A 14,392-nucleotide genomic window follows, 5' to 3' on the forward strand; every position below is an offset into this window, starting at 1 on the left:
ACGACCCCGCCGCCTACCGGCGTCTCGCCGGTCGCGGCCAACGGCCAGCTCCGGGTCTGCGGTCGCCAACTCTGCAACCGCGACGGCCGGGCGATCCAGTTGCGCGGCATGAGCACGCACGGCCTCCAGTGGTACGCGAACTGCGCCACCCCGACCTCCCTGGACGTGCTCGCCAGGGAGTGGAACGCCGACGTGCTGCGCATCTCGATGTACATCCAGGAGGGCGGGTACGAGACCGACCCGCGCCGCTTCACCGACCTGGTGCACCAGTACATCGAGCTGGCCACCGCCCGGGGCATGTACGCCGTCGTCGACTGGCACATGCTCAGCCCCGGCGACCCGAACCACAACCTGACCCGGGCGCGCACCTTCTTCGCCGAGATCGCCGACCGGCACAAGGACAAGGTCAACGTGCTCTACGAGATCGCCAACGAGCCCAACGGCGTGTCGTGGAGCGCTATCAAGAGCTACGCCGACCAGGTCATTCCGGTCATCCGCAGCCGAGACCCGGAGGCCGTGGTGCTGGTCGGCACCCCCGACTGGTCCTCTCTCGGCGTCTCCGGCAGCGGCGGCGGGGTGGACACGATCGCGGCGAACCCGGTCGCCGGCGGCAACCTGATGTACGTCTTCCACTTCTACGCCGCCTCGCACGGCAACGCGTACTACGACACCTTCGCCCGGGCCGCCGACCGGCTGCCGCTGTTCGTCACCGAGTTCGGCACCCAGGACTACTCCGGTGACGGCCCGAACGACTTCGCCATGGCCCAGCGCTACCTCGACCTGATGGCCAGCAAGAAGATCAGCTGGACCAACTGGAACTTCTCCGACGACTTCCGTTCCGGCGCGGTCTTCACCACCGGCACCTGTGGCAGTGGCCAGTTCGGCGGCACCAGCCGCCTCAAGCCGGCCGGTGCCTGGATCCGCGACCGCATCCGCACCCCCGACACCTTCCAGTAGCGCCTGGTCAGGCCTTCGGGCGTACCGCCTGTACGGACATCGTGGCGATGTCTGGCTGCGGCGCTTGGATGAGCGGGAACTCGCCGTGGTGCGGGCGCGGTCGAAGGACTTCGCGGCAAGGGTCTTCGCGGGGCTGCGACGGTCGGGCCAGCGGACGACCGGTCTGCGGTATCTGCGTGGGCTGAGTGTTCCGGTTCGCCGGTTCGGCTCGGCGAACACGTGCATGAGGATGTGGTGCAGCGTCACCGGCGTGTGGCGCCACCACCGCACCGAGCCGGGCGCGTCGACCGGAAGCGCCTCGATCGTCGCGTCCGCGCGCGCCCAGGCTCGATGCCACAGGCCGATCCGACGGTCACCAAGGCCGCGTGCCTGACCAGCCCGAGCAGCTTCGTGCCGGTCGGCACGAGCGGGCGCCGAGGTCTGTCGTGGCGCCCAGGCTCTCACCGCCACGTCCACCACGATGCCCCGTACGCCCGAATTGAGAGACACGGCTCTGCGACGGTGACCGATCGCGGTGGGTGATCGCGCCGAGTTTTGTCCGTCGCCAAGCAAGGGACTGGTGCAAACGGGTTTGCTGTGGAAACCTATTGCTATGACCACTGACTCGTTGTCCGCCGGCGATGACCCTCACCGCCTCCTCTCCGACGTGCGCGACCTGGCCGGCCGCGTGCGCCGCGACCAGCGCCTGACCTGGGTCGCGCTGCTGGTGCTGGCCGCGGTGACCTTCGTGGCCGTCGTGTTCGACTGGCTCTTCATGAAGGTGCAGTGCGACGGCGATGGCTGCTCGTTCGCGCGCCGGGGCATGCTCTACTACTGGCCGGCCGCGCTGCTGCTCGCCTACACGGCGATCGCCGTCAGCTACGTGCGGGCCGCCCGGGCGCGAGGGCTGGGTGCCCGCGTGCTGCCGTACGCGATCACCGGTGCCGCGACGGCCGTCGTCCTCACGGCCGCGTACACGGCGGCGGCCGCCTATTTCCCGAGCCACCCGCCTTTCGGGGGCGGCCCGATGCCGTTCTGGTGGATCGTGCTGGACCGGCTGATCGCACCGTGGGGTCTGATCGGGCTTGCGCTGCTGGTGCTGGCCCGCCTGGAACGCAACGTCGCGCTGCTGCTGTTCACCCTGGGCTACCTGGCGCTGGTGCTGCTGGTGCTGCCGACGACCGAGGGCATGGGACTGCCCGATTGGGTGATCCCGTCGTTCATGTCGGGGGCGGACACCCAGCTCCGGCTGTCGATGACGTCACCCCAGCTCATCACCGGCACCGTGCTCCTGGCGGGCGGGATCGGCTTTGCACAGGCCCGCCGGAGGCAGCGGTGACTGCCGAGGCCGACACCCCGGACCCGTCCGACCACCCGGTCACCGGCCTCAACGAGGTCGTGCACCAGCGGGTGCGGCTGGGCATCCTCGCCATCGCGCACGAGGCACGGCGCGTCGAGTTCGGCTACCTGCGCACCCAGCTCGACCTGACCGCCGGCAACCTTTCCAAGCACCTCACCGTGTTGGAGACGGCCGGTCTGATCGACATCGAGAAGGGCTACGAGGGCAAGCGTGGCCGCACCTGGATCACCCTCACCCCCGAAGGCAAGACCGCCCTCGCCGAGGAGATCGGCCGCCTGAAGGTGCTGATCGCCCGCGTCGAAACCACCACAGAGGGCAAATGAGCAGCTGCGGGGTGCTCAGGGCCGCCGGGAGTCGAGCAGCGCGATCCTGCGTGCCCCGGCCGTACGTCGGTAGCTGGCGTCGAGTAGCTCGCCGACCTCATCCCAGCCGGTCTCATCGGTCAGGTCCACCCCGACCCACCCAGAGACACCCAGGTAGGCCGGCACGAAGCAACGGTCTTCCGCCAGCAGCGCCGCGCGCTCGTCGGGGTCAACCAGCACGATCACCGACTGTTCGTGCTGTTGATGAACGCCGTCGACCTTCACCGATCCCCCGTAGTAGGCGAAGACCTTGGTGGTGTAGAAGGCGGGACGCCCGTGGGAGATCTTCTCGGCCGCGTCGGGAAAGGCCAGGGCGAGCGTCCGCAGCCGGTCCAGGAGCGGATCTGCCTCGTCGAACATGATGGGATGCGGCATGTCAGAAGGTAAGCACATCCCGGGCGGCCACGGCGCCCTGCACCGCGCGTCCGCGGCAGGAGCGGATGTTGTCGCGGCGGTGCGATCTTCTTGGCGGAGCGGGGGTACGGTGCCTGAGCGGTGAAGCCCGCTGGGGTGTGCCCCTACCCGGTCACGGTGTTGTGGGCGCTGCGACGTGCGCTAAGCAGGACGACCATCACGGCCAGACCCGGTCCGAGCAGCCGGGCGATCGGCTGACGGCACCAGGCGAAGGACGTCACCTGCCTGACGTACTTCGCCTGGTGAAGTGGGACGGTTCGGCTACTGATGCGTGGATCAAAGCACCGCTTCAGCTCGCCACCGGCGTCGGCGTGTGAACGGTTGGCGGCGCTTCGTCCAGTGCCTTCCGGCGCACGCCGGGTTGGTCGACACACCGGCGATCGAGGCTGCCGATACGGAACTGCCACGCGAGGTCAGCGCGGCACCGGGCCGCAGCGATCGCTGGCCACTGAGGGAGCGCTTTCCGTACGTCGAGGACGGGGCCGGTGGGCCACTACCATCCGAGCATGGCTCACGTTGCTCGGGCCCGCAGGCCGTACTCGCTGCTCGTCGCCGCGGCGGTCCTGCTGGCGCTCGGCGCGGCCACGGCCTGGGGGGTCGGCGACACGCTGGGGCTGAGCCACTCCCCCGCCGCCGTGCCGCGCGAGGACGCCGTCGCCGCCCCGGCGCGGACGCCCGCACCGGTCCCGCCGTTGGCGTCCCTCGTCGTGCCCGACGAGCCGCGCGTCAGGAAGGCCGCGGCCGCCGTGGCCGACGCGGTCGTCTCCCGCGGCCTGCCCCGGCCGGTGCTCGCCCCGGCCGCGCCGCGCCCGGCCAGGTCCGCGCCGGCCGCGCCGGGGACCGGCGCGGCCCCGGACCTGTCGGCGGTGACCACGCTGCGGGCGCGCGTGCTGGCCACCCTCGGCGGGGCGCCCGAGTCGTACCGGCTCGACGTGCACGGCGCCGAGCTGGCCGTCCAGGGCGGCGATGTCGCGGGCGTGGCAGCCGGGATGTACCGGCTGGCCGACCGGATCCGCTCCGGTGCCGAGGCGCTTCCCGCGGCGGACGCGGGTCGGGTGGTCGTCCCCCGGCTCGGCCTGCGGCTGACCGACGCGGGCTCGGTGGGGCGCGAGCCCGATCCGGCCGCCTTCGCCGCCGGCGACGACTACGGCCTGAACACCGACGTGGTCGCATCGGCGGTGCTGCCTGACGCGCCGTGGGTGGACGCCGGCGCGGTGGCCCGCATCGACGCGCAGTTCCGGCAGTTCGTCGACCACTCGGTGGCGCAGGGATTCAACGGAATCGTCGTGCCCGGCTTCCTGGAGTACGTCACGTTCGCGAAGGTCGGCGACGGGCGCGCGGTCTATCCGCCCGGCGACCCGCACGTCGACCGCGCGCGGGCGATGGTCGCGGCGTTCGGCCCCGTCTTCCGGTACGCCGAGGACATGGGCGTACGGGTCTTCCTGCTGACCGACATGCTCGCGGTGTCGCCCCCGCTGGAGGCGTACCTGACGCGGACCGTCGGCGGCCTCGACGTGGCCGACCCTCGGCTGTGGGCGGTCTACCAGGCCGGTCTGGCCGAGCTGTTCGAGAGCATGCCGTTCGTCGACGGCCTGATGGTCCGCGTCGGCGAGGGCGGCGAGGTGTACGCCGGGGCCGGCTGGGACTACTCGTCACGGCTCGCGGTCACCACGGAGACGTCCGTGCGCGCGATGCTGCGGGCGCTGCTGGACACCGCGGGCGCGGCCGGCAAGGAGATCATCTTCCGCACCTGGACGGTGGGCGTCGGCGCCGTCGGCGACCTGCACACCAACCCGGAGTCGTACGCGCGGGTGCTCGGCGGGCTCGACGACCCGCACCTGATCGTGTCCACCAAGTACACCCTGGGCGACTTCTACAGCCACCTGCCGCTGAACACCACCCTGCTCGGCGGCGGGCACCGCCGCATCGTGGAGTTCCAGGCCCGGCGCGAGTTCGAGGCGTTCGGCTCGCTGCCCAACGACCTCGGCCCGCTGCACCGCCAGGCGCTGCGCGCGTTCCTCGCCGCCAACCCGAACGTCGAGGGCGTCTGGAACTGGACCCAGGACGGCGGGCCGCTGCGTGCCGGGCCCATGTCGCTGCACCTGCGTGCCGGCTTCTGGCAGCTCTACGAGCTCAACACGTACGCCGTCGGCCGCCTGGCCTGGGACCCGCACGCCGACCCGGCGCAGGTCACGGCGGACTGGGCGTACCGCACGTTCTCCGGCGACCCGGCCACCGTCGCCGCGATCGGGCAGGCCATGGCGCTGTCCCGGCAGGCGGTCACCAAGGGCCTCTACATCGGCCCGTACGCCGACCGGTCGGTGCGGGCGCTCGGGCTGGAACCGCCGCCCATGATGTGGATCTTCGAGTGGGACATCCCGACCGGCGACTCCGCCGCGCTCGACAGCATCTACGCGGTGACCGGCGGCCGCGTCGACGAGGCGATCGAGGAGGGCACGCAGGCCGTCGCGCTGGCCCGGCGCATGCGCGACCTGGTCGCCGCGACCGACCCGGCGACCTGGCGCGACGCCGAACTGCGCGGGCGCTTCACCACGACGCTCGACTACCAGGTCGACCTGTTCGAGACGCTGGGCGCGTACCGGGCCATGGTGCTGCGGCACGCGCAGTGGCTGGACACCGGCTCCCCCGCCGCCCGCCACGACTGGCGGCTGGCCGCGGCGGCGTACCACGACGCACGCGACGCGCACCGGCAGCGCTACGGCGCCGACCTGGACCTGCCCGCGTACAACTTCACCGCCGCCGACCTCGGGGCACGGCGCGCCGACCGGGACCCGGCGATGGCCTGGGCGGCCCGGGCGTTGCTCGGGTCGATCCTGCTCGTGGTGCTGCTCGGCCTGCGCGGGCGCGGGTTCGGCGCGGCCGCCGCGCGCGGGCTGCTGCTCGGCGCGCTCCGGCCGTGGCGGGTCGCCGCGCTGCCGACGCCCGGGGCGCGGGCGGACCGGGTGTTGGTGTGGCTGGTCCCGGCCGTGGTGCTGGTGGCGAGCCGGCTCGTGCTGACCTGGTTCGCCGCGCCAGCGCACCTGCTGGTCACCCTCGGTGGGTGGGCGCTGTTCGCCCTCGTCGTACGCCTCGTCGTCGGCCGGCGGGAACCGTTTCACCTGTGGGCCGTGATCGGTGGCGTCGCGCTGCTGCGCAGCGTGCTGCTGCTGGCCGCGCTCGCCGGGCGCGGACCGGGCGGGTACTGGTTCGCCTTCTGGACCGCGCCGGGTCTGCGCGCGACGTACGTCACCGTCGCGTTCGCGGCGTTCTGCTGGCTGTTCGTGGCCGCCGCCGTGGTCCTGCGGGACCGGTACGGCCTGCGCCGCCGAAGCGCCGTCGGGCTGACCCTCACCGCCGCGGGCGTGCCCCTCGGCGTGTTGTCCGCCCTGGTCTCGGTGGTGGGCCTGGAACGCGCGCTGACGGTGTGGAACGACCAGCTCGCGCTGCTGCCCTGGGGCCTGTCCCGCATCCTCGGCATCACCGTCCACCTGGGCATCCCCACCCAACTCCCCGCGTACACCGCTGCCGCAGGAGCCGCCCTCGCCGCCGCCGGCCTGCTCCTGTCACTCGGCCGCCGCCGGCAATCCGCCCGACTGTCCCACCCCGACCCCGCTCTGACGTCGTAAAGCCCCGTCGGCGCGGGCCGCTGGTGACCGGGGTCCGCGCCGGGACCTCGGCCGACGGCACTGCGAGCCGCTGTGGACCGTCTGTCATGGAGTTGTGCCAAGCGCTCAGCGCGACGCGCGGGCATGCGCCCAGCCGATGAGTTCGTCGACGTATTCGGCCGCCCGGGGCCGCTCGGCGAAGGCCGCGCGTAATCCGGCGCAGGCAGCATCCAGTTCCGGTGACGGTCCTCGCCCGGAGAGCAGGATGACCAGTGGTGGCCAATGGCCGATCTGCTTGTTGGGCAATGCGTTCAACTCGGCCAGGTAGCGGCCTGGCTGCAGGAGTTCTACCAGCCGATCCGCTGCCCGCGTCACGCCAGTGAGGAGATCAGCGCGCAGCCGATCCACATCGGTGTCGGCTGTCACCTGCCAGCGCTCGCGGTCACTGTCGGCGGGGTGCGGGCACGGCACGCGGCGTTCCATGAGGCCGATGCGGTAGATATCGCTCGCTTTGTTCATCGGCTGGGTCTGCCCGGTTCGGTAAGCCAGCCAGTCCCACCACTCCTTGGGGGCTACCGCAGTATCGATGTAGAACATTCTTGCGTCGGGCCGTGACCGCTCCGACGGCTGTTTGTGAATGACGGCGACGCCCTCGGGCCTGATCAGTCGCCACACCGCACCTGAGCTGTGAAAGCCCCGCGGGTGCAAGGTGACGCCGAGGTCATGCAGCAGGCCGCGCATCACCACATCGAGTTCCGCCATGACCCGACGATACGGTCCGTCCACCGAAGCCCGGGCAGCTCGGCAAGCCGACGCGGACTTCCCCGCGACGATGTCACTGCTGGGACTACTGCGGCACCTGATCGAGGGCCGCATCCTCGCACGTCCGTTCGACGAGCGGCTGTTGACCTGCCCGGACGGTGGCCGGCCGGCGGAGGGCTCCCGCCGGCCGGCCGTCGGCGTCACCGGCCGTAGACCTCGAACTCGTGCAGCGAGAACCCGTACGAGGTGGCCCGCTTGACCCCGTACACCCGCACGTAGCGGGCGGCGACCGGGGCGAAGGTGGCGTTGTCGACGCCGCCGTTGCCGGTGGTGGTGGCGAACACCGGCGTCCAGGAGCTGCCGTCGCCGGAGACCTCGATCCGGTACGACGTGCCGTACGCCGACTCCCAGCGCAGCACCGCCCGGCTGACGGTGCGGGCCGCCCCGAGGTCGACCCGGAGCCACTGGTTGTCGTTGTAGCTGCTGGCCCAGCGGCTGCTCAGGCTGCCGTCGACCGCCTTGTCCGGCGTGTGACTGGTCAGGAACTGGGTGCTCGACGCGGTGGCCGGGCGGCCCTGGGCCAGGTTGGTGACGTCGTCGCCCCGGCGTGCCGGGAACGAGACGACCTGCTGGTAGGTGGGGCGGTTCTGCCAGGCGATCACCGGGTGGGTGATGCCGCCGAGCCCGGAGTGGGCGATCGAGTCGGCGCACCACTGGTCGCCGGCGGAGCAGGACTTGTCGCCCGGGTAGACGGTGGTGGCCGGCACGGCCGCCGCCTGTCCGAGCGCGCCGAGCAGCGTCGTCCGGCACGCGGCCAGGTTGCCGCCGCCGCAGTACGCCCGCCCGGGGCCGCCGGCCACCGGGTCGCCGAGCACGGTGCGCACGTCCTTGTCGACGTAGCCCCACCAGCCGTACTGGAACGACGAGCCCTTGTGCGCCTGACCCTGCAACGCCCAGCTCGCGGCGCCGTCGCGCCCGCCGTTCTGGCCGCCCGACGGCGCCTCGTTGACCTCGATGGCGTCGACCAGCGCGGCGTAGAGGTCCGGCCCGAGGCCGGGGCGGAACTGCGCCGAGGCGAGCAGCGGCCACCACGCGTCGAAGATCCGGATGGCGTCGGCGTGCTGGTAGACCTTCGAGCCGGACGTGCTCTCCACCCGCCGGGCGCCGGCCTGCTGCCAGGCCCGCAGCTTGCCGATCGCGTCGGCCAGCGCCGGGTCGGTGACCGGCGCGCTGTCGAGCACCCGCAGCAGGTCGCCGAGGACCTGCTGGCCGCGCAGGTCGGTCACCGCCGCGTCCGCCATGATCTTGACGACGTCGGCGCGGCCGAGCTTGCGCTGGGCGATCGCCGCGCGCACCGGACCGTCGAGCAACTGACCCCGGTGTACGGAGCCGAAGCTGAAGTTGCCGTCCGCCGCCCCGAAGTCCCGCGCCTGCTTGTTGTTCCAGCTCACGTAGTAGTCCTGGTTGACCGACTGCGGGTGGGCCGAGAGCGGGGCGTAGGTGGCGTCGTTGGTGTCCGGGTTCCAGCCGACCCACTCGTACGCCGGCTCGGCCCTCGCCGGCAGGTTCGGGTCGGCGGTGGCCGGGCGGACCGGGTTCGAGCCGGAGTTGAAGTACGCCGCCTCGGTGGAGTTGACGTAGAACCAGTTGAACGCGTACCCGACGCTCGCGGCGGACGTCTGGAACGCCGCCGCGCTGCCCATCGCCGACGGGTCGTTGAAGGCCTGGAAGCCGATCGCCGAGTCGGCCTCGTGCCGGTAGGTGGAGCGCAGCTTGGTGAACGCGGTCGGCTGCCCGTTCACCAGCCCCCGGTAGGCGACCAGCCCGTACTTCGTGCGCAACGCGCGCAGCGTGTAGGACCCGGCCGGGGTGGAGTCGGCCAGCGTCGGCGACCAGGAGTTGCGCTGCTCCAGCGTCTCCATGGCCAGGCACTGCCCGTGGTAGAGGTAGCGGTTGGTGCGCAGCGTCGGCGCGCTGCCGTCGGTGGTGCACAGCGGCACCGCGTACGTGTCGGTGAGGTCCTGCGAGGCGGAGGTGGCGCTCCACGCGTAGTCCTGGCCGCGGCCGAGCAGCACGTAGAGGTTCAGCCCGGCGAACGCGGCGCCGCGCGCGCTGATGCCCGGTCCCTGCAACTCCTGGAGCATCAGCAGTTGCGGGGCGAAGTAGCCGGTCTGCGGGCCGAACACGGCGACCGGGTTGCCGGTGGTGGTGTGCCGTCCGGAGACCACGACCGCGTTGGACATGCCGTGCGCGCGCAGGTTGGCCAGGCCGCCGATCAGCTCCTGGGTGGCGGTGCTGGCGCCGGTGCGCGCGGCGGCCCCGCCGGTCTGGTCGTAGGCGAGGGGCTCGGCGACCACCGTGCCGGCGTCGGGGAGCACCGCGCTGGTCGCGCCGGGCGGCGTCGCGCCGTACGGGAAGCTCTGCCCGTCGTGCAGGGTGAGCACGGTCTCCGGGTCGTTCTGCGACCGGAACGCCGCCCACACCCGGTCGCCCTCCGTGGCGCCGTACTTGGCCCGGGCGGCCACCCGGACCAGCGCGGACTGGATCTCGCTGCCGCCGCCCCCGCCGAAGAGGCCGCCGATCACGCCGGCGGTGGCGATCAGGTCGGTCATGGTGAAGTGCTTCGGTTTGCCGGCGCCGGCGAGCACGTACTCGCCGGGGTAGTTGTCGTCGGCGATCGACTTGTCGATGTAGGCGTTGATGCCGGCGATGTAGTCGACCACGTCGGTGTAGAGCTGCTGGCCCCGGGCGCCCTTGGTGCGCAGCGCGTTGACCTGGGCCTGGAGGTCCGCCTCGGTGTAGGGCGAGTTGGCCCAGACACTCTGCTCCAGCTCCCGGTTGCCGGGGGCGCCGCCGGCGAACGAGGTGACCTTGCCGCGGCCGACGTGCCGCAACAGGTCCATCACCCAGAGCCGGTCCTGCGCCCCGGCGTAGCCGGCGCCGAACATGGTGCCGGCGCGGGTGGTGCCGGTGACGCGCGGGACGCCGGTGGCCTTGTCCCGCACGATGGTGACGTCGGCGCGCGGCGAGACGGTGCTCTCGACCTGCGCGGCGGGGACGCCGAAGGAGGCGTCGTTGAAGAAGTGGGCGATCTGCTCGTCGGTCAGCCCGGCGTAGTTGTAGACCAGGTTCGCGTACTCGTCGAGCTGGTCGCTGGAGTGCGCGGGGCGGGTGCCGAGCGCCTGGTGGGCCAGGATGGCGGCCAGCGTGGCGTTGCCGTTCTGCCCGGGCGGCAGGATATCGGCGCACTGGCCGAGGCAGTAGTCGTTGGCGGCGAACGTGGCGGCGGCCAGTGCCGGTGACGGCGGGGTGACGGTCAGGACGCTCGCGGTCAGGACGGCGGCGGTGAACGCCGCGAGCCTGGCGCGGAGTGGGGAACGGGGCATGAATTCCTCCGGGGACGCGGAGTCGGGCCTTCGGTACGCCCGGCTGCCGTGCCGACGTCTCGCCCTCCGCGCCCGGGCGTCCACCCGGAGGTGAGATTGGTTCATATCTATCTCCGGGCAATGATCGCGGCCGACCGCCGCCCGGGATAGCAGTCGTTCACCAACCGCCAATGCCGACGTTTCGCCCCGCCGGCGCCGCTCCCCGGGACGTGACAGTGGGGCCGGCGCCGCCGCCACCCCCACCGCGCCTCCTCAGTCCGCTTGAGGGCTGGCCCCGTTCAGGGCTTGCGGGCGGCTGGTCGCTCGCGCAGGGCCAGCGCGCACCGCACGCCTGTGACCAGGGCCGCAGGCAGTTCCGCACTGATCCACTACGGTGGTGGAGCTGTCACACGCGACCGGAGGACACGCATGGCCCGCCCCTACAAACCCGGACCGAAGCAGTTCGTCTTCGCTGTCGGTGATGGCAACGATCAACAAGTCTCGGTGGGCGACCCTCAGGAGGCCTACGTAGCGTTCTCTGCGTTCTTCCGGGGTCGCGAGTCTGACACCTACACCATCAGGGATGAGCCGGCGGGGCAGAGTGTGGTACTCATGCCCCGGCTGGGGGTGATCTCCCGGACCAGGGACGCGGACCAACCTCGATCGGAACACCTCCAGGTCGACCGGCCCAACCGCTACCTTCCGAGCGCGATGCTGTTCTTCGAGAACGGATATGCCGGCCTCGACCGCTTCGGCCAGTGGTTCTCCAACCTCTCGGACCTCGACGCGTCACCGGAGACCCGCGGTGCCGCCCGCGCCGCCACGATCACGACGGAAGCAGCGGCGATCGAAGAAGTCGCCCAGATCTGGGCAGATTCGGGCATCGTCGACCCGAGCGACAAGTACTACGTCTTCTTCGACTCGCACGGTGTCGACGACGACCGAGCCGAACGAGCCGAACTGCTCCAGTTGATCGAATTCCTCGGTCTCGAACGAGTCGACGCCCCGGCCGGGGCCGCCGGGGGCGAGGTCTGGGTACGCACCGACCCACGCCTCGACGTCGAAACTGCGCGGTGGTCGTGAACAGGTGGTGCGGAATGGGCCGCACCATCGCCGTGACACTCGCCGCGGGCCCGGAGCGCCCATGTCCAGCCGGTGCCGTTGCGGGAAGGCCTGAGCGGTGAGAGACGCCGTTTTCACGCGTAGCAGCGGCTGGATCCCGAACGTGATCCGCGAGGACGGCGAGCTGAAGCTGATGCTCGCCGCCGGGGCCGACGCCAACCATGAGCCTCGCACCTTCACGTTCCCGATCGGGGAGGCCCACCTCGCGGTGATCCGGGAGGACCTGGCCAGACACCTGCTGCTGTGGAGTGCGGTCCTTCCGCTGTGCGACGCCGCCGGAACCCGTGGCCGGCTCGACGAGGACGCTGCCGCCGCGCTCCTGGACCCGGTCCTGCTCTCCTCGCCCGCGGACGTCGACGCGCTCTTCCGGCGCATCCGGTGGGACAGGAGCCGGCTCGTCGCCCATGGCGCCGACATCGCTCTACTTGAGCGCGGTCACGTCTGCGAGGCGATGCGCGCGGCGACGGAGAGGTCGAACGAGAAACGTGCCCAGGAGTATCACGCCGACCGCCGTCGCGCCGAGCGCGGAGCAGTCCTCGGGCCACTCGACGCCGCGATTCTGCGGTACACGGGCCAGTATCTGCATGGCGCGACGATTCCCAGGCGGATACCCGATGCCGTCGACCCCGCACTGCTCCCCCAGGTCATGCGTGTGATCGCCACCGCGGAGCAGGCATGCGCCGGGATGCGGATCGGCCTCGATCCGCGGCGGGGAAGGCGGGCCACGGACAAGCGCGACTGGGACCGGATGGCGGCGACGGTCGACGCGGCCGTGCGCCACGCGTACCCCGAACTCGTAAATGACGCGGTGCGTACGGTGAGCTTTCTGATGTGCTCGGAGGCTGCGGACCGCTCCAGGACCGCCCCGGCGGAAGACGACGATGAGGCTGCCGATGACCGCGCCGACCTCGGTGAGAGTGCGAGAAAGACGGCCCTGTCGTTCACCGATGACAAGGGCGGCGAGAGGAAGTGGCGACGGGACGGTCCTCGCACTGCCTCCGCCGAATTCTGGGAGTTCGTCGCCGATCGCTCTGCCGCGGACAACGAAGTGTTCACCATCGAGGACGAGGAGCTGGGCGAGGGGATCCAGCTGCACTTCTATGCGGACTCCATCGCCCGGATCACGACCGTACGACACGGGGAAGCCGGGTCGGATCCGCAGTACCAGGTCGAGTACAGCCTGGTCGACGGGATCGGCGGGTACCGGCACCTGGTGAGCGCCTTCGTCCGCGGCGGCTGCACCGCACTCGAACAGCACGGTCCCTGGATGTCGGATGTCGCCGAGTTCGAGCGTGCGCGTCGTCGGCGCGACGCCCGGTAGTCCCAGAGGGAACCCACGCCCGCGCTACGGCAGGAGCCAGGCGATGAGGATGAGAGCGGTGATGACCATCGCAGGCAGAACGACGTAGATCACGAAGACCAGCCAGGGAAGCAGTCGGAACGCCCTTCCCATGGGGCTCTCCGACGGCGTGTAACGAGCGGGGGGTTGAAGGCCCACCCTCTCCCAGGCCAGTCCGGCCGCGTCCGTGAACCGGATCCTTGCCTGCCCGCCGCTCGCCCCCTCTGCCGGCAGCTCGTAGTCCACCGCCACCGATCCGCTCCGCGTCGAGAACCGGCCACGGCCGACGGCGGCCGTGGCCAGGGCGATCTGGTCGCTGATGCCCTCGACGAGCACCACGGCCACCGCGTCGTCGAGCTTCGTCAGGGCGCGGGCCGTCGCCAGGAACGTGGCGTCAGGGCCACTGACGTACCCGTGAACGAGCTCAGCCGGGCCGTCGTCGTCGGGCGGCTGACCGGCGGCGGTGGCTGTGTCGGCTCGTCGGGACGTGGCCATGGCCGTCATCATCGGTGACCCGCACCCGCGCCGACCACGGACTTAGCGGGCCGTGTGGAGCGGCTGTGCCGATCGGCTCGGGGTTGGCGAGTTGTCGAGCAGGGCGCCCAGTGCGGCGGCGGACTCGTCGGTCAGGCGGTAGACGCCCTGGAGGCTGACGGAGCGTTCGAGACGGCCGTCGACGACGTACTTCAGGGTGCGCTGGTCACCGCGCCGGTTGCGCCAGGTCAGTGTGCCGAGCAGGTCGCCGGGAACGGTGACGTCGAAGCGGATCGGGGTGGCCTCGACATGCACCGGGACCGCTCCACACCCGTCCGCACCGAGCATCGCCCAGGCGTCGTGGCCCGGATGAGCCGGATCCCGCCAGGTCACCGGGGCGCTGCCGCAGCAGTCGCGCCGCTGCTTGTCGACGACGCGGAGGCGGCTCACCACGTGCAGCACGCAACGGTTGACGTGCAGCGCGAAGACGGAGTCGCCGACCCCGACGCTGGTCCAACTGGGCAGGGACTGGTGCACCCCGCTGAACGCCACCGGAGGCCGCTCGCCGACCCGGTGACGACGCAGCTCCCGGCAGACGTCCTGGGTCCACAGCGCGGTGAAGGCAGCCGACATGGCCGTGATCGTAGGAGCCC

General features: G+C 71.5%; 11 protein-coding genes and 1 pseudogene. 6 read left to right on the forward strand and 6 right to left on the reverse strand.

Features of this window, described 5'->3' with window-relative positions:
• A partial coding sequence (locus tag F6X68_RS04180; RefSeq protein ID WP_151453006.1) for a glycoside hydrolase family 5 protein occupies nucleotides 1-957 on the forward strand: 957 nt, incomplete at its 5' end.
• 249 nt (nucleotides 958-1,206) lie between these two features.
• Here F6X68_RS04180 and F6X68_RS34795 read toward each other — a convergent pair.
• Nucleotides 1,207-1,557 (reverse strand): annotated as a pseudogene (locus F6X68_RS34795) (hypothetical protein); the annotation flags it as partial.
• Between F6X68_RS34795 and F6X68_RS04190 the strand changes: the two are divergent.
• Nucleotides 1,550-2,275, forward strand: a complete 726-nt coding sequence (locus tag F6X68_RS04190; RefSeq protein ID WP_151453007.1) for a hypothetical protein — start codon at nucleotides 1,550-1,552, stop codon at nucleotides 2,273-2,275. The pseudogene F6X68_RS34795 and the gene F6X68_RS04190 sit on opposite strands and share 8 nt — an antisense overlap.
• A complete protein-coding gene (locus F6X68_RS04195) occupies nucleotides 2,272-2,619 on the forward strand; it encodes a transcriptional regulator (protein WP_151453008.1) in 348 nt (115 codons plus the stop codon). The genes F6X68_RS04190 and F6X68_RS04195 overlap by 4 nt, the downstream gene beginning before the upstream one ends.
• A gap of 15 nt (nucleotides 2,620-2,634) precedes the next feature.
• Here F6X68_RS04195 and F6X68_RS04200 read toward each other — a convergent pair whose 3' ends face one another.
• Nucleotides 2,635-3,018: an MmcQ/YjbR family DNA-binding protein gene (locus F6X68_RS04200; protein WP_225851963.1), complete on the reverse strand. Its 384-nt coding sequence runs from the start codon at nucleotides 3,016-3,018 to the stop codon at nucleotides 2,635-2,637.
• Between the two features lie 560 nt (nucleotides 3,019-3,578).
• Here F6X68_RS04200 and F6X68_RS04205 point away from each other — a divergent pair.
• Complete coding sequence (locus tag F6X68_RS04205) at nucleotides 3,579-6,698, forward strand: hypothetical protein (RefSeq protein WP_151453010.1); 3,120 nt, start codon at nucleotides 3,579-3,581, stop codon at nucleotides 6,696-6,698.
• Nucleotides 6,699-6,803: 105 nt separating this feature from the next.
• Here the strand turns inward: F6X68_RS04205 and F6X68_RS04210 are convergent, their stop codons facing one another.
• Both F6X68_RS04210 and F6X68_RS04215 read right to left on the reverse strand, forming a co-directional pair.
• Nucleotides 6,804-7,439, reverse strand: coding sequence for a DUF4304 domain-containing protein (locus F6X68_RS04210; protein WP_192581270.1), 636 nt, complete (start codon nucleotides 7,437-7,439; stop codon nucleotides 6,804-6,806).
• Between the two features lie 200 nt (nucleotides 7,440-7,639).
• Complete coding sequence (locus tag F6X68_RS04215) at nucleotides 7,640-10,825, reverse strand: penicillin acylase family protein (RefSeq protein WP_151453012.1); 3,186 nt, start codon at nucleotides 10,823-10,825, stop codon at nucleotides 7,640-7,642.
• A 408-nt stretch (nucleotides 10,826-11,233) separates the two neighbouring features.
• Here F6X68_RS04215 and F6X68_RS04220 point away from each other — a divergent pair, with 408 nt between their 5' ends.
• The gene (locus F6X68_RS04220; RefSeq protein WP_151453013.1) at nucleotides 11,234-11,887 is read left to right on the forward strand and encodes a hypothetical protein; all 654 of its coding nucleotides are present in this window, start codon (nucleotides 11,234-11,236) and stop codon (nucleotides 11,885-11,887) included.
• A gap of 97 nt (nucleotides 11,888-11,984) precedes the next feature.
• The gene (locus F6X68_RS04225) at nucleotides 11,985-13,247 is read left to right on the forward strand and encodes a DUF6357 family protein (RefSeq protein WP_192581271.1); all 1,263 of its coding nucleotides are present in this window, start codon (nucleotides 11,985-11,987) and stop codon (nucleotides 13,245-13,247) included.
• Between the two features lie 24 nt (nucleotides 13,248-13,271).
• On the opposite strand, the gene F6X68_RS04230 is transcribed toward F6X68_RS04225, so the two are convergent.
• Complete coding sequence (locus F6X68_RS04230) at nucleotides 13,272-13,760, reverse strand: hypothetical protein (protein ID WP_151453015.1); 489 nt, start codon at nucleotides 13,758-13,760, stop codon at nucleotides 13,272-13,274.
• A gap of 42 nt (nucleotides 13,761-13,802) precedes the next feature.
• Nucleotides 13,803-14,372: a hypothetical protein gene (locus F6X68_RS04235; RefSeq protein ID WP_151453016.1), complete on the reverse strand. Its 570-nt coding sequence runs from the start codon at nucleotides 14,370-14,372 to the stop codon at nucleotides 13,803-13,805.
• Nucleotides 14,373-14,392 lie beyond the last annotated feature (20 nt).

The organism is Micromonospora sp. AMSO12t (assembly GCF_008806585.1).
GTDB classification, from domain to species: domain Bacteria; phylum Actinomycetota; class Actinomycetes; order Mycobacteriales; family Micromonosporaceae; genus Micromonospora; species Micromonospora reichwaldensis.

Bases quoted from the DNA above. Each gene is read 5' to 3' on its own strand.
- F6X68_RS04200 (WP_225851963.1), bottom strand. From the start codon at position 3,018: ATGTTCGACGAGGCAGATCCGCTCCTGGACCGGCTGCGGACGCTCGCC.
- F6X68_RS04220 (WP_151453013.1), top strand. From the start codon at position 11,234: ATGGCCCGCCCCTACAAACCCGGACCGAAGCAGTTCGTCTTCGCTGTC.
- F6X68_RS04190 (WP_151453007.1), top strand. From the start codon at position 1,550: ATGACCACTGACTCGTTGTCCGCCGGCGATGACCCTCACCGCCTCCTC.
- F6X68_RS04235 (WP_151453016.1), bottom strand. From the start codon at position 14,372: ATGTCGGCTGCCTTCACCGCGCTGTGGACCCAGGACGTCTGCCGGGAG.
- F6X68_RS04230 (WP_151453015.1), bottom strand. From the start codon at position 13,760: ATGGCCACGTCCCGACGAGCCGACACAGCCACCGCCGCCGGTCAGCCG.
- F6X68_RS04215 (WP_151453012.1), bottom strand. From the start codon at position 10,825: ATGCCCCGTTCCCCACTCCGCGCCAGGCTCGCGGCGTTCACCGCCGCC.
- F6X68_RS04205 (WP_151453010.1), top strand. From the start codon at position 3,579: ATGGCTCACGTTGCTCGGGCCCGCAGGCCGTACTCGCTGCTCGTCGCC.
- F6X68_RS04210 (WP_192581270.1), bottom strand. From the start codon at position 7,439: ATGGCGGAACTCGATGTGGTGATGCGCGGCCTGCTGCATGACCTCGGC.